The 15,568-nt window shown below is 40.6% G+C and carries 8 protein-coding genes; 3 read left to right on the top strand and 5 right to left on the bottom strand.

Annotation, left to right across the window (positions count from 1 at the left end; genetic code table 11):
- The first annotated feature begins 337 nt into the window (after window positions 1–337).
- The 3 genes from AB5935_RS01770 to xyl3A all read left to right on the top strand — a co-directional run bounded on the left by AB5935_RS01770 (window position 338) and on the right by xyl3A (window position 4,999).
- Window positions 338–688, top strand: coding sequence for a hypothetical protein (locus AB5935_RS01770; RefSeq protein WP_007847872.1), 351 nt, complete (start codon window positions 338–340; stop codon window positions 686–688).
- A 38-nt stretch (window positions 689–726) separates the two neighbouring features.
- The gene (locus AB5935_RS01765) at window positions 727–2,220 is read left to right on the top strand and encodes an acetyl-CoA hydrolase/transferase family protein (protein ID WP_007834239.1); all 1,494 of its coding nucleotides are present in this window, start codon (window positions 727–729) and stop codon (window positions 2,218–2,220) included.
- A 184-nt stretch (window positions 2,221–2,404) separates the two neighbouring features.
- On the top strand, window positions 2,405–4,999 hold the full coding sequence (gene xyl3A / locus AB5935_RS01760) for a xylan 1,4-beta-xylosidase (protein WP_038605225.1): 2,595 nt from the start codon (window positions 2,405–2,407) through the stop codon (window positions 4,997–4,999).
- Between the two features lie 88 nt (window positions 5,000–5,087).
- On the opposite strand, the gene abc-f is transcribed toward xyl3A, so the two are convergent.
- From abc-f to AB5935_RS01735, 5 genes are all read right to left on the bottom strand, one after another.
- Window positions 5,088–6,680 carry a ribosomal protection-like ABC-F family protein gene (abc-f, locus tag AB5935_RS01755; protein WP_368327319.1) on the bottom strand — a complete coding sequence of 531 codons (1,593 nt, stop codon included), beginning with the start codon at window positions 6,678–6,680 and terminating at the stop codon, window positions 5,088–5,090.
- A gap of 256 nt (window positions 6,681–6,936) precedes the next feature.
- Window positions 6,937–8,463 (bottom strand): arylsulfatase, encoded by a 1,527-nt coding sequence (locus AB5935_RS01750; protein ID WP_005844037.1) that lies wholly within the window; start codon window positions 8,461–8,463, stop codon window positions 6,937–6,939.
- Between the two features lie 110 nt (window positions 8,464–8,573).
- Window positions 8,574–9,995 (bottom strand): sulfatase, encoded by a 1,422-nt coding sequence (locus AB5935_RS01745; protein ID WP_007834230.1) that lies wholly within the window; start codon window positions 9,993–9,995, stop codon window positions 8,574–8,576.
- A 94-nt stretch (window positions 9,996–10,089) separates the two neighbouring features.
- Entirely contained in the window at window positions 10,090–12,012 is a 1,923-nt protein-coding gene (locus AB5935_RS01740; RefSeq protein ID WP_007834228.1) for a RagB/SusD family nutrient uptake outer membrane protein, read from the bottom strand.
- Between the two features lie 21 nt (window positions 12,013–12,033).
- A complete protein-coding gene (locus tag AB5935_RS01735; RefSeq protein ID WP_007834225.1) occupies window positions 12,034–15,561 on the bottom strand; it encodes a TonB-dependent receptor in 3,528 nt (1,175 codons plus the stop codon).
- Window positions 15,562–15,568 lie beyond the last annotated feature (7 nt).

The following is a 15,568-nucleotide window of genomic DNA, read 5'->3' as shown; positions in this document are numbered from 1 at the left end:
ATTTTCTCTGTTTTATGGTTTCGTAGGCAAAGATACGGAGTTACCGACAAATTAAACGAATAAAAGAGCCGAAAATTGGATATTATAAGAGATTTATGCATTTAACTGTTAAATAATTATAACCAGTGAACAAAAAAGACCGTTAACGTTACCAACGTATTATTATAATTCGCATATTTGCTTCCGAAAAACATTAGATTTTTTCATAGTTAAGGTTTAGGTTAAAAAAATAGGGGAAGACAACTGTGAAGTTCTCTTCCTTTTTTTATGTCCTTTTATAGAGTTGGTTATGAAATATTTTTCTAACTTTGAGCATTCATTATATAATAAGGAAAGTATGGATATCATTCAGGTTCTCATATTTATAGTAATCATTGTTGTGGCTATCGTACAACAAATCTCAAAAGCCGGCAAAGAGAAGAAAACACCTTCCCCCAAGGAAGTGCTTGCAGATATGTTTCCTGAAATAGAGCAGGAAAGCATGGAAGAAAAGGTGTCTGTTTCTCCAGCTCCGGCGGTTCGCAAACCTCAGTCCTCCCGTATGCAGAACCAGTCAATAATCAGAAAAGCGGTCGCTCCACCTCTGGCAGAAAATAAGAGGGAAAACCGGACTCCTATAAAACTGAGTACTAAAGAAGAGGCGCGGCGTGCTTTCATTTATTCAGAAATTTTTAATCGAAAATATTAATAACAACTATACTAATAAAGAATAACACATTGAATATCATGGGATTTAATATTATTTCCGCAGCCGAAGCAGCCAGCTACATCAAGCATGGCTACAATATTGGACTTAGTGGCTTTACTCCAGCAGGAACACCCAAAGCCGTAACCCCCGAAGTCGCCAAAATAGCAGAAGAAGAACATGCCAAAGGTAATCCTTTCCAAATTAGTATTTTTACCGGCGCCTCTACAGGGGATGCTACAGACGGGATCTTGTCCAGAGTAAAAGCAATCCGTTACCGTGCTCCCTACACAACCAACCCCGATTTTCGTAAAGCCGTGAATAACGGTGAAATAGCATATAATGACATCCACTTGTCACAAATGGCACAGGAAGTACGTTATGGCTTCATGGGCAAAGTAGATGTTGCCATTCTGGAAGCATGCGAAATCACACCCGACGGCAAAGTATACCTGACAGCTGCCGGAGGTATCGCTCCAACCATCGCACGTCTGGCAGATAAAGTAATTATCGAGCTGAACGCCGCCCACAGTAAAAACGGTATGGGGCTGCATGATGTTTATGAACCGCTTGATCCGCCTTACCGCCGTGAAATTCCCATCTTCAAGCCCAGTGACCGCATCGGTTTACCTTACGTACAGGTAGATCCGAAGAAAATCATCGGAGTAGTGGAAGTGAACACACCTGACCAGGCCCGTTCATTCACCGCACCGGATCCTATCACCGACCAAATCGGACAAAACGTTGCCGACTTCCTGGCTGCTGATATGAAACGAGGCATTATTCCTGCAAGCTTCCTGCCATTGCAGAGTGGGGTAGGAAACATCGCCAATGCCGTATTGGGCGCTTTGGGACGAGACAAGACAATCCCTGCTTTTGAAATGTATACCGAAGTACTGCAAGATGCAGTAGTGGATCTGATTCGTCAAGGACGTGTGAAATTTGGAAGTACTTGTTCATTGACTGTCACAAACGAATGTCTGCAAGGAATTTATGATGACATCGACTTCTTCCGTGACAAACTGGTAATGCGTCCATCCGAAATCTCAAATAACCCGGAAGTTATACGCCGCCTCGGTGTTATCTCTATCAATACTGCTATCGAAGCAGACATTTATGGCAATGTAAACTCTACTCACATCAGCGGCACTAAGATGATGAACGGCATCGGTGGTTCTGGTGACTTTACCCGCAATGCCTATATTTCCATCTTTACTTGTCCGTCTGTGGCAAAAGAAGGAAAAATCAGTGCCATCGTTCCTATGGTTTCTCATGAAGATCACAGCGAACACGATGTCAATATTATCATTACCGAACAAGGTGTTGCCGATTTACGAGGAAAGAGCCCGGTAGAACGCGCCCAAGCCATCATCGAAAACTGTGCACATCCAGACTATAAGAACATTCTTTGGGACTATGTAAAAATGTCTTCCAAAGGACAGACTCCTCATTGTATTTCTGCCGCACTGGCTATGCATGATACACTGGCCAAGAAAGGGGATATGCGCTTGATAGACTGGGCAGAATATAAATAGTCATTATTTGCTGTTTTCAATACATCTCCGGTCAGCCTATATACCTGACCGGAGTTTTTTTATATATTCCTCACCTTTTCGTACAAAAAACAATATCTCCCACCATTTTAGTCAAAAAATACACGGACTATTCTCATAATTATTCTATTTTTGCCATGTAACTAATCATTTTTACTATTTTACTATGAGAAACAGAATTCTATATTTATTTGCTTCCCTTGTGATTCTGAGCGGTTGCGGTAACCAACCGGCTTATAAAAACAGTAATTTATCTCCTGAAGAACGGGCAGAAGATTTATTGCAGCAACTTACATTAGAAGAAAAAGTAGCTTTAATGATGGACAACTCCAAACCTGTCGAAAGATTGGGCATCAAACCTTATAATTGGTGGAATGAGGCCTTGCACGGAGTGGCACGAAGCGGACTGGCTACAGTCTTTCCACAACCCATAGGAATGGCCGCTTCCTTTGAACCCGACGCCATACATACCATTTATACGGCAGTATCGGATGAGGCGCGGGCCAAAAATACAGCTTACTCGGCTGCAGGAAGCTACGAGCGTTATCAAGGTCTGACTATGTGGACACCCACCGTCAATATTTATCGCGATCCCAGATGGGGGAGAGGTATTGAAACGTATGGGGAAGATCCTTATCTGACAAGTGTCATGGGGGTAAATGTAGTGAAAGGACTACAATGCACGGATGCAAATCAAAAATACGATAAAATACACGCTTGCGCCAAGCACTTTGCCGTTCACTCGGGACCGGAATGGAACCGGCACGAATTCAATGCCGAAAATATAAAACCACGTGACTTGCATGAAACTTATCTGGTTCCTTTCGAAGCCTTGGTAAAGGAAGGAAAAGTAAAAGAAGTAATGTGTGCCTACAATCGTCTGGAAGGAGATCCTTGTTGCGGAAGCGACCGCCTGCTGATGCAAATTCTCCGTCAGGAATGGGGATATGAAGGTATTGTACTCTCAGACTGTGGCGCCATTGACGATTTCTATCGGGAAAAAGGACATAAAACACATCCGGACGCTGAATCGGCCTCTGCCGCCGCAGTATTAAGCGGTACGGATCTGGAATGTGGTTCTAGTTATAAAGCATTAGTAGAAAGCGCTAAAAAAGGATTAATCAGTGAAAAGGATATTGATGTATCCGTAAAACGATTATTAAAAGCACGCTTTGAATTGGGTGAAATGGACGATCCCAGTAAAGTGGAATGGACTAAAATTCCTTATTCTGTGGTTTGCTCGGCAGAACATGATTCCCTGTCACTAGATATAGCACGCAAATCAATGACGCTGTTACTGAACAAAAATAATATCCTGCCACTGAAACGCGGTGGACAAACCATCGCCGTCATGGGACCTAACGCAAATGACTCTGTGATGCAATGGGGTAATTATAACGGTACTCCCAAACATACGATCACCTTATTGGAAGGTATCCGCTCAGCCATGGGAGAGAATGACAAACTGATCTATGAACAAGGTTGCAGCTGGGTAGAACGCTCATTAATCAGAAGCGTTTTCAGCCAGTGTACTTCTAAAGAAGGTCCAGGGTTCTCCGCCCGCTATTGGAACAACAAGGAATATGAAGGAAATACGGCAGCCACCGCACAACTCACCACCCCGTTCCGCCTTTGTACCTCGGGAGCCACCGTATTTGCCCCCGGTGTGAACCTGACCGATTTCTCGGCCATCTATCAAAGTGTGTTCACCCCCCAAGAAACAGGAGAGGTTATTTTCAACTTTTATAGTTGTGGAGCTACACAATTATTGATAAATGGTGAAGAAGTAAAGAAATTCACCAACAAACATGGGGGCAGGGGACAAGCTTACGCCATGCATGCAGAAGCCGGCAAGCCATACGATATAGAAATCCGCTTCCAATACTTTAGTGGAGACGCACAGTTGAATTTTGATCTTGGGTTTAAAGAAGAAGTCAACATTAAGAATACGGTAGCAAAAGTGAAAGATGCTGATATAGTTATATTTGCAGGCGGTATATCTCCAAGTTTGGAAGGAGAGGAGATGGGTGTCAATTTACCGGGATTCCGCAAAGGAGACCGTACTGACATCGAGCTTCCGGCTGTTCAGCGTGAATTAATAAAAGCACTCTGTGATGCCGGGAAAAAAGTTATTTTCGTTAATTTTTCCGGATCACCCATTGCTATGGAGCCCGAAACCCAATATTGTCAGGCTATTTTACAAGCATGGTATCCGGGACAATCCGGAGGTAAAGCTGCCGCCGAAGTCTTGTTTGGAGATTACAATCCTGCAGGACGACTGCCCGTTACTTTTTACCGGAATATAGCGCAATTGCCTGACTTTGAAGATTATAATATGACAGGACGCACTTACCGTTATTTTAAAGGTGATCCTCTTTTCCCGTTCGGTTATGGTTTGAGTTATACCACTTTTAACTATGGTAACATCAAACTGGAGCAAACGATTAAAGTAGGGGAAACTGCCAAAATGGTTATTCCTGTAACCAATACTGGTAATCGTGACGGGGAAGAAGTAGTACAGGTATATCTGAAAAAACAAGAAGATACGGAAGGACCGGCTAAAACGCTGCGTGCTTTCAAACGTGTACAAATTCCTGCAGGAAAAACAGTCAATGTAGAATTAGAGTTAACACCCAAACAATTGGAATGGTGGGACGCGCAGACAAATACCATGCGCACCATAGCCGGAAACTTCGATATAATGGTAGGGGGTAATTCTAAAGATGCTGAATTACAAGTAAAGACGCTGACACTGCAATAATAACTCCGAATAAAATAAATCAAGTCTGCGGCATTTTTGTCAAACTCTATATTTAAAACAAAAATGCCGCACTTGATAAAATAAAACATCAGAATAACTCAATCTGCTTATCTGCCTTTATTTGTTGCACAAAATAGTTGTCATGACTCACCACCAACAAAGTGCCTTGATAATCCTTCAAAGTTTCGGTCAAGATCTCCATACTCAGAATATCAATATTATTAGTAGGTTCATCCACAATAAAAACATCGGGGGCCTGTGCACTCACCATAAGACAACAGAGAGAAAGTTTCATCTTCTCACCTCCACTCAGATAGCTACACTTCTTGTTCCATGTGGAAACAGGAAACAAAAAACGGTTGAGAATCGTTCTCAATTCATTATCATACAATTCACTATTGAATAAAGCAAGTTGTTCTAATACCGACAAATCATTACGAATTGTAGAATATTCCTGATCAAGATAAACGTACGTCAGCCCTTCTGCCTGTATCAAAGAACCTTGAGTAGGAGCAAGACTTCCGGTTATCAACCTCAATAAAGTTGTTTTACCACTACCATTACTTCCTTTCAAATGAATACGGTCACCACTTTTGATGGTAAACTCAAGAGGAGAAGACCACAAAGGATTTTCTCCATACGAATAATTCACACTTGAAGCTACGATAAGTATCTTACCGATATGCAAAGAAGATGAATTGAAATTTACTTTCATCGTCTTCATATCAGGTAAAGCTTTACGCAGTTCTACTGTTTTTCCTGCCAAAACACGGATCTTATCAGCATGAACATCTCCTAAACGGACAGCACTTTTCTCAGCCTGATCCCTGAATGTATGCATTGCCATCTTTCCGACTCCTTTCTTCACATTTTGTTTTTTACCTCGCACATCATGCTTTTGTTGACGCTCCATTACCTCACGTGCCTGCTTCCGGGCTTTTTGTAATTGCTTTTCATTCTCCTCCAACCGGGTTTGCAGAGCTTCTACAGCCAATTTCTTCTGTTCTTTATAGAAATCGTAATTTCCAGCATAATAAGTGACACCTTTTGCAGTAAGCTCATAGGTAGAAGAAAGTAAATTGAGTAATGTCCGGTCATGGCTGACAACCAGTATCCCTGCTGCAGCAGTAGTTATAAAACGGTACAGCCGGATACGGCTTTCGTCATCCAAATGATTGGTAGGCTCATCCATCAAAATAAAAGCAGGAGAGTATATAGTAATTCCTGCTAGAAAAACTTTTGTTTTCTCACCGCCACTCAACAAATGCATGGGATAGGAAAGAGGTACTCCTACCAACCCCCATTCATTCAAAGCAGCAACCGCTTTCTCTTCTATTTTCCAGTCATCCGCCAAAGCCGTAAAATGCTCTATCGAAGCATCTCCCTGTAAAATGGCATGAAGTGCATATAACTTTCTTTCTATTCCCAATGCCCCGGCTACTGTCAAATGATTAAACTGACCAAAATGCTGTGGAATAGAATAGGGGATATCCGGACATATAATTTGTCCTTCAGAAGGTAATAGCTCTTTAGTTATCAATCGCATCAAGGTAGATTTTCCCGAACCGTTGTTTCCGATGAGGGCTACTTTTTGCCCTTTACTGATAGTAAAACTGACATTACTAAAAAGCACATCTTTATCCGGATGCATATAAGTAATGGACTGTACATGTATACACATACTCTTTCTAAGAATTTTAAATATGAATACTGAAAAGTTCGTAGTTGGAATAAGAAGACAACTATTGCGCAACAAACGAAATTATTTCGCCTGCTGTCCCAACGTAAAAACAAATAGTTGTATGGAAATGAATGTTTTAAATTCTCATCGGAATATTTTTAAATTTGCGAGGCAAAGATAGCAGGTTTATGGAACATAAAAAAATATTCCCCAATCTAAATGAATAGATTGAGGAATATCAGAATAAAAAATCTATTTATTCAAATGAAGGCAAAGTCACAGAGAAATGAGGATTCGGAGTATGCTGTGTTCTGATAATCTCTTTCATTTGTTTCACAATATCCGGATGTCCGGCAGCGATATCATGGTCTTCATGAATATCTGTAGCAAGATTGTAAAGGAAAGGAGTCCCTTTTTTCACTACCATCTTCCAGTCTCCCATACGTACACCAATCTGATCGGTTTCATCAAATTCCCAATACAAGAAATCATGTTTCTTCTGTCCTTCCTGTCCTAACAAAGTCGGAGCAAAAGAAATACCATCAAAATAATCCATGTCTTTTTTCTTGTTAGTGTACTTCTTCACATAATTCTTCACACCTGCCAAGTCACAAAATGTAGGCATCAAGTCATAGAAAGCTAACTGATGATCATTAACCGTTCCTTCGGGTACTTTACCCGGCCAACGCACAATGAACGGAATACGAATCCCCCCTTCATAACATTGACGTTTCAATCCACGAAGTTTGCCATCACGACCAAAGAAGGTAGGGTCAGCTCCCCCTTCTTCATGGGGGCCGTTATCACTGGTAAAAATCACAATGGTATTTTCGTCCAGTCCTTTCTCCTTTAATTTGTTCAAAACTTCTCCTACATAATAATCCAAGCGAGTAATCATGCCGGCAAACTGCGCATGGGTGTGTACCGACGGATTATATCTTGATCCTTCCTGTCCACCCCAAGTTTTATCTTCAAAAAACTTCTTTTGATAACCTGTCAGAATAGAATCTTCGGGCTGCGCCAGCTCTGCATGAGGAAGCGTATAAGTAAAAATACCAAAGAAAGGTTGCTTGCCATCCTGTTTATCCAACCATTTCATTGCTTCTTCATGGATCATATCCGCAGAATATTGCGGACGTTTGAAATAGTCCTTACCAAACATAGGATAGTTGATATTCTCATCCATCACTACACGAACCACTGCCGTATCACCAGCCGATTTACTATACCGGTTCAGGAAATTCGGATAATATAAATGAGCCTGAAACTGACAAATATAACCATAATATTCATCAATACCCCGTTTGTCCGGCGTAGACACAGATCCCTCATAGCCCCCTGCCCATTTACCAAACATACCGGTAGTATAACCGTTATCTTTCATTATTTCAGGTATAATCACATGACCGGGATCGTATGGATGTTGCCCCACCACGGCATATTCCTTATTATTTCCATACATCACAACAGGGGCATCGCGCCAGTACTCTTTGTTCCCACGTACTTCACAATGTCCGGAATGTTGTCCGGTCATAAATGACGCACGTGATGGAGCACTCACCGGACTACCGGCATACGCTTGTGTAAAACGCATACCTTCTTTAGCCATATTATCAATATTCGGTGTACTGATGTAGGACTGACCATAACACCCTAAATCACCATAACCCATATCATCACACATAATATAAATGATATTCGGTTTAGGAGTTTTCTGAGCATAAGCGCCTAATAGAGGAAATGCTAATCCACTGGTTAAAAGAAAGAGGTTTCGATTTTTCATATATTCTGTTTTTTACTGAATTTAATAATTACTACTCCTGCTATAAACATCGGCAATTTAGAGAAAATATCCTAGGCTGCAAAGCTATAGAAGAAAAAAATATCATTCACCTACTCTCGATAATAAGGATTCAATTTCACAGGAATAGGAGCATGAGTTTCTTGAATCCACTTCATCAGTTTCTGATAAAGTTCTCCTCGCTTTACAGGATTTGAACCTGATAGATCTTGTGATTCTCCCAGATCATTCTTCAAATTAAACAGTTCCATAGACTTATCTTCATAATGATATATCAATTTCCAATCACCTGAACGAATACTGGAATAAGGTTTTGCACGGAAATCTCTTCCCCCGTTTAAATAAGACTCCAAATAAGCCGGAAAATGCCAGAAAAGATCACGTTCCGTCTCATTATTATTTATAAGCGTAAAAATATCTTTTCCATCTAAGTTAGCAGGAATCTTACCCTGTGCCAAAGTAACAAAAGTTGGATAAAAATCAACTCCTGTTATTGGAACAGATGAACGGATGCCTCCTTCTATTTTACCAGTCCACCTTATAATCAACGGCACACGGCTCCCACCTTCATAAGGCATTCCCTTTCCTCCATTTAACGGATAATTGTCTGTCACTGGTTCCGAACCTCCATTATCTGAATAAAAAATGACTATTGTACGATCTGCTATTCCTAATGTCTTAATAACTTGGCATATCCTACCAACACTATCATCTAGTTTTTCAATCATTGCAGCATATATAGGATTCTTATGATATTTACCGGGAGTTTTATTACGATATTTATTTATCAATGAATCAGGTGCTTGCAAAACCGTATGTACGGCATGATGGGACAAATGTAAGAAAAAAGGACCTTCACTATGAGATTTTATAAAAGAAACAGCTTCTTCAGTCAACCGATCAGTAAGATATTCACCCAATATACCTTCTTCTAATCCCACATGACATTTACTTTTATCAGGCAGACAATAGGGATAAAAATAAGAATAGGGAGCTCCTGCTCTATTACCGCCCACATTCCATATAAATCCCTGTGACAAGGGTCCTGTACCGTCCTCATCATCCCCCAAATGCCACTTCCCGATATGACCACACTGATAACCCTGTTCTTGCAAAGCCTCGGCCATAGTCACAAAGTCGGCACAGACATCTTCTACATTGGGAATAGCTATATATTTACGTTTGGTACGATCACCACGGTCGGGAGGACTAACTGTATATACTCCATGGCGTGGCGTGTACATTCCTGTCATCATACAAGCACGGCTAGGTGCTGAATTGGCGGCTGCAGCGTAAGCATTGTCAAACAATATTCCTTCTGTAGCAAGACGGTCTATATTAGGAGTTTCATAATAATCACTGCCCATTACACCCAAATCCGTCCAACCTAAATCATCAGCCAAAATAAACACGATATTAGGTTTTTCTTTTGTAACTATATCGATAGAAAAGCTCTGTTGTATTCCTACGGTACACAACACTACAGTAGTCAATCCTATTTTCTGAAATCTCATTTTATTTCGATTTTTCTAAGTTTAAAAACCAAACAAGACCGTCTCCATACGTTATTCCGCATTTGAGACAGCCTCATTCGTATCACACTATAAATTACCAACCAGGATTCTGTTCCAGTTCTGGGTTCAATAATATTTCGGTAGTCGGTACTTGATACAAATAATATTTATCTAACCAACCTTTACCTTCTTTTAGAGGATCATTGAAAAGATACAAATTACCTTCCGTCAATGAACCGTCAGTTCCATCAGAATAACCAGTTTCAGGATTATATAAAGTCATATTATTTTTCATTGCCTCTTCTTTACTCATCCAAAGACCAGTTGCAGGTTTATTGAGGAACCACGGAGCCATACGCCAACGACGGATATCATAAATACCAAATCCCTCACCCATCAATTCTATAATACGTTCGCGACGAATTTCCCATAAGACAGGATCAACCAAAATACCACTTTCATTACCTTTAGGATAGTATTTTCCACGGTTAGGATCAAAACTATCATTAATGTCAGCAACCACCATTTTGACTACACCGGCACGATCACGCAACTTATTGATTGTTTTGTCTGCAACCCCTTGGTCAAATACTCCCAATTCAAATTTGGCTTCAGCTTCATTCAACAGGACTTCTTCAATTTTAAAAATAGGTTTGTCAGCTGTATTCAAATTACCATTATTAAAGCTGGTTTCCCAGTTATCCCAATTCTTCCATACATAGTAGCCTGAACGGCAAGTCACAAATGCTCCAGTACCTAATCTTGGTATTTCAGGTACAAGTGATGCACTCCAGTTCTGCCCAGGCAAACGTTTCATACCAACACCCGGGTTACTGCAACTTTCATTTGCTCCCATAATATCAATATATTCACGGTCTGCCGGATTGTCTGTATACGACCAGGTAGGATAGTCGCCTTTTCCAGATTTTACTTTATAAGGAGGTATAACCGTGTGATACAAACGCGGGTCACGGTCACGAAATACCGCATACATGTCCTTATTTCCATGGTAGCCCGATCCGTCAGCCAAAATCGGCTTGCCATTCTTCATCAAATAAAGATCTACCGTATTCTGGTTCATCTCCACATAGTGTGAAGAAGTATGTTCAATATAACTCATGCCCATAGGATTTATATCCTTCACATAAGATTTATAGAGAATGATACCTGGAACTTGTCCCAAATCCTCTGTTGTCCACATTTCACCATATCCGGCACCGGGTTGACCGTCTGTTCCTGTGTAAAGAGTAGGATAAGCGGCCATTAATAACTCGGATGCGCGTACACACTCTTGCAGATATTTTTCAGCATCACCCAATTCATGATATTTCCTCCATGTACCTTCACGTAATCCGAAACGCGAAATAACGGCACGTACACAATCTTGGTTAATCGTATTGTCCCCATCCTGTGATGTGAAATTTCCAATATTCTGTTCCGCCCATTGCAGACGTTCCAATACCTTGTCGGCTACGGTTTTTCTATCCACACGAGGTCCATAAGCTTCGGGAGAATCTTCCTGCAATACCTGGTCCACCCAAGGCACATCGCCAAAACGATCTATCAATTCCATATACCAAAAAGAATGAAAAAAATATCCTACTGCACGCCAATGGTCTTTCTGAGCCTCTGTCATACTAGAATTATCAATGTGTGAAAGCATGATATTGACACGGCGGATAAATGATTTAAAATCCCAGCCATTACCGGATGCTACACTGGCAACTGTCTGATAAGCAAATTCATTGTAGCCACTTTCATATTTTTGCTGAAAGTATCCTGCTGCCATATCGCCCTTATACTGTCCGTCTTGTCCGAATCCTTGTAAGGAAGTGCGAATAGTATTATTTGTAAACATCTCATAACAAGGCCACATAAAAGCCTTGAAGTTATCGTAGGAATTGAATGCATTATTCTCCGTCAAGTCTGTAACAGGAGTCTTTTCCAAGAAACTATCATTACAACTAGAGAGGCTGATTCCTGCGAGAATTGCTAAACTTATAAATAATCTTTTCATATACTCGTACTAATTTAAGGTTTATAATGTAAGATTAAGCCCAAAGGATACTGTGCGGAATGCGGGATAATCCCATTTCAGCGTTTCCGGGTCGATACCCTTTGGCAATGATGAGAACGTTGCCAGATTTTCTACACTGACAAAAGCACGTAACTGCGACAAAGATATTTTGGTAATCCATGCTTTGGGGAATGTATATGACAAAGTAACATTCTTGATACGCAGATAAGAAGCATCGGACAAGTACTTGTCTGACTGGCGGTAATTAGAGCCTTGGTTACCATAGTTGCCATAAATACGTGGGAACTCAGCATTAGGATTAACTGCTGTGTAATCACCATTGGCAGCATCTACCGGTTGCCAGTAATCACCCAAACCTTTATATAAAGGAATAAACTTAAAGTCAGAATATAATGGGAAAGTCAATGTATTGGCAATCCATTTATCGCGTTTACCGGTTCCTTGCAAAAAGGCACTCAAATCAAAACCTTTATAGTTTAATCCTAGATTAATACCATAAAGATAACGAGGAGTTTCATTACCAATCACTTTACGGTCGCCCGGATTATTCAACGTATTGTTACCGCTGGAAATCATATTTGTCCCTCTTTCATCATCCATTAAGTTCTTGAACTTCACATCACCCGGACGAGGATTATAGCCATCTATGCTTGGAACGCCATCCTTTAATTTCCATGAAGAAGTATCGACAAAATCGTCTACGGTATAATAACCATCTGTTTCATATCCCCAGATTTCGCCTAATTCCTTACCTTTATAAAACTCCCAAAATGTATATGTTCCACCCGTCAGCGCATTCGTCTTTTGGCTGCTTAATATGTAGGATGAGTTACTGTCATACTTCACAATCTTTGACTTGCTGTCGGACAGGTTGAAACCGACTCGGTAGCTCACCTTTCCAATCTGGTCGCGCCAATTGAAACTCAGTTCCCAGCCACGTGTACGCATATCTGCCGTATTCTGATAAGGAGCATCCGCACCTACTACAGCAGGCAATTGCACACCCGGAGCAAGCATGCCGTTCGTATTACGCTGATACCAGTCAAAAGTACCTGTAAAGCGATTACTGAACATAGAGAAATCAATACCGATGTCTAATGTCCCTACCTTTTCCCAAGTAAAGTTACGACTTACCAATGAAGGAATAGAAGTAATAGCGGTTACATAATTACCATTGGATATCCAACCATTGTATTTATTATTCACCGCCATAGTTGGAATAAACGAATAAGCAGGCACGTTCTGGTTACCAATCATACCATAAGAAGCACGTAGCTTCAAAGAACCTAACCAATTCTGAGTACTTTCCATGAATTTTTCCTGTGCAATGTTCCAACCGGCCGAAACAGAGGGGAAGAAACCGTAACGTGATTCTTTAGGAAACTTAGAAGAACCGTCATAACGTCCGTTTACTTCCAGCAAATATTTATCCTGATAGTTGTAATTCACACGGAAGAATCCGCCGCGAACAGAAAACTCATTATACTTGTCCGTAGCTTTCAATGTAGATGTACCCGAACCCAATGAAGGCACCTCAATAACAGCTTGTCCATAGGATAAAGCCTCCATTGTTTCCTGATAACTGGATTCTTGATTGAAACCTGCCATTATCTTAAACTGATGATTACCCAATGAGAAATCATAAGTACCATACAAGTTGATTGAGTTATAGTCGGTATATCTTTTCTTTTTTTGTAAATAGTCATTGGTCGGAGTCGTGTCTTTACCACCTTGCACAGTAGTATATACCACACTTCCCGTATACCAGCTATAATCATATATATTCTTGTCGAAAGTATATTCAAATGCTATTTCAAATCCCTTTAATGGCTTCAATATAGACTTCAGGAAAATACGAGGATTGTCATACAATGTTTTTTCTGGATTGGACCAACGTATCTGATTGGACGGAGTAAAGAAAGGTAATCCATCGCCTGCAGCAGAAATACCTTCCGGCATATTGCCTTCCGGATAGAAAGAAGCAAGACGAGTACTGTAAACAGCGCCCAAAGCAGACTTTGGCTCCATTCTTTTACTATGTGCATAGCTAAAAGTGGCTTCCTGAGTAAACCATTTTGTAACATTGGCAGATATAAATCCACTGACATTCATTCGTCTGTATTTATCCTTGTCAGTAATCAGCACACCGTCATTATCAATAAATCCGGCAGAAAGACGATAACGGAGCTTATCAGTACCACCTGTCATTGATATATTATGTGTATGCTGGAAACTAGTCTCAAGCATGTTCTTCACCAAGTCCTTTTCATTCATATAATAAACAGCCCCATCCGTATCTTTAAAGATACCATCGCCGACAGTAGGAATAGAAGACGGATTATTACGATATTGCTCCAAATATCCCATCCATTTGCTTACACTAGGCGAACCCATTGTCCAGAATTGATCTCCGGCTGCATCAGAATAGGCCTGCAAATATTCCATCAACGGTGCCTGTTCTGGCAAATTCATGGCAGTTGCAAAGGCAAAGTTATTATTATAATTCAGTTGGAAAGAAGTTTCTCCTTTCGGACGTTTGGTAGTAACCAAAATTACACCACCGGCAGCACGGGCACCATAAATGGCAGCTGAAGCAGCATCTTTCAACACTGTAACCGTTTCAATATCCTCAGGATTAACCATATCCAAGTCTCCTTCCACATTGTCAATCAAAATCAAAGGCTTGATAGCACTACCATAAGAACCATCATCATTTTTAATACCTACAGAATAAGCGCCACGAATCTGGAATGACTTACTTTTACCTGGAGCATTGCCATCACTAGACACAAACAAGCCGGGAACCGTACCTTGCAATGCATCAGCAGCTTGTGACAAAGGACGATTGCCTATCACTTCATCCATCTTGACCGAGGCAACGGCTCCTGTCAGGTTTGCTTTTTTCTGCGAACCGTATCCCACTACCACCACTTCATCTAAAGTTTCAGTGTCCTCACGTAATACCACCTGAATAGTTTTTGTATCACGTACAGTTACCTCTTGAGATTTATAACCAATATAACTGATTTGTAACTTCACAGGAAATTCAGAAACTTCTAAAGAAAATTTTCCATCAAAATCTGTGATACACCCGTTAGTAGATCCCATTACCACAACAGAAGCACCAATAACTGGTTCTTTTGCCACATCCATAACCAATCCGGTAATTGCATTTTGTCTTGATTGCTGGGGTTTATAAACAGAAATATGCTCCCCTTCCACTTTATAACGGATATTTTTCCCTACAAACAACATCTCAAGCACCTCTTCCACACTTTTATTTTTAACATCAATAGATACTTTCTCATTCATATTAATATCATTATTACGAACAAGGAAAGAGTAGCCGGTCTGTTTTTCAATCTCATAAAAAACCCGACTCAAAGCCACTGAACGCTGTTGTATAGAAAGTTTTGCCTCCTGAATAGGCAATGCGGCCATAGTGACATTTCCCCATAGTAGAAATGAAACTATCCATACAAGAGAGAGGCAATGCCCCCTACGAACTTTACAAAAGTTTTTTTTCATACTTAGA

The sequence above is a fragment of the Phocaeicola sp. RTP21198st1_B8_RTP21198_201120 genome (genome assembly GCF_040929485.1).
Classification (GTDB): Bacteria; Bacteroidota; Bacteroidia; order Bacteroidales; family Bacteroidaceae; genus Phocaeicola; species Phocaeicola dorei.
This window is presented reverse-complemented; position numbering and strand designations above follow the sequence as displayed.

What these genes read in the sequence shown, in the direction of transcription:
- AB5935_RS01770 (WP_007847872.1), top strand. Translation starts at nt 338, where the DNA reads ATGGATATCATTCAGGTTCTCATATTTATAGTAATCATTGTTGTGGCT.
- AB5935_RS01765 (WP_007834239.1), top strand. Translation starts at nt 727, where the DNA reads ATGGGATTTAATATTATTTCCGCAGCCGAAGCAGCCAGCTACATCAAG.
- xyl3A (WP_038605225.1), top strand. Translation starts at nt 2,405, where the DNA reads ATGAGAAACAGAATTCTATATTTATTTGCTTCCCTTGTGATTCTGAGC.
- abc-f (WP_368327319.1), bottom strand. Translation starts at nt 6,680, where the DNA reads ATGTGTATACATGTACAGTCCATTACTTATATGCATCCGGATAAAGAT.
- AB5935_RS01750 (WP_005844037.1), bottom strand. Translation starts at nt 8,463, where the DNA reads ATGAAAAATCGAAACCTCTTTCTTTTAACCAGTGGATTAGCATTTCCT.
- AB5935_RS01745 (WP_007834230.1), bottom strand. Translation starts at nt 9,995, where the DNA reads ATGAGATTTCAGAAAATAGGATTGACTACTGTAGTGTTGTGTACCGTA.
- AB5935_RS01740 (WP_007834228.1), bottom strand. Translation starts at nt 12,012, where the DNA reads ATGAAAAGATTATTTATAAGTTTAGCAATTCTCGCAGGAATCAGCCTC.
- AB5935_RS01735 (WP_007834225.1), bottom strand. Translation starts at nt 15,561, where the DNA reads ATGAAAAAAAACTTTTGTAAAGTTCGTAGGGGGCATTGCCTCTCTCTT.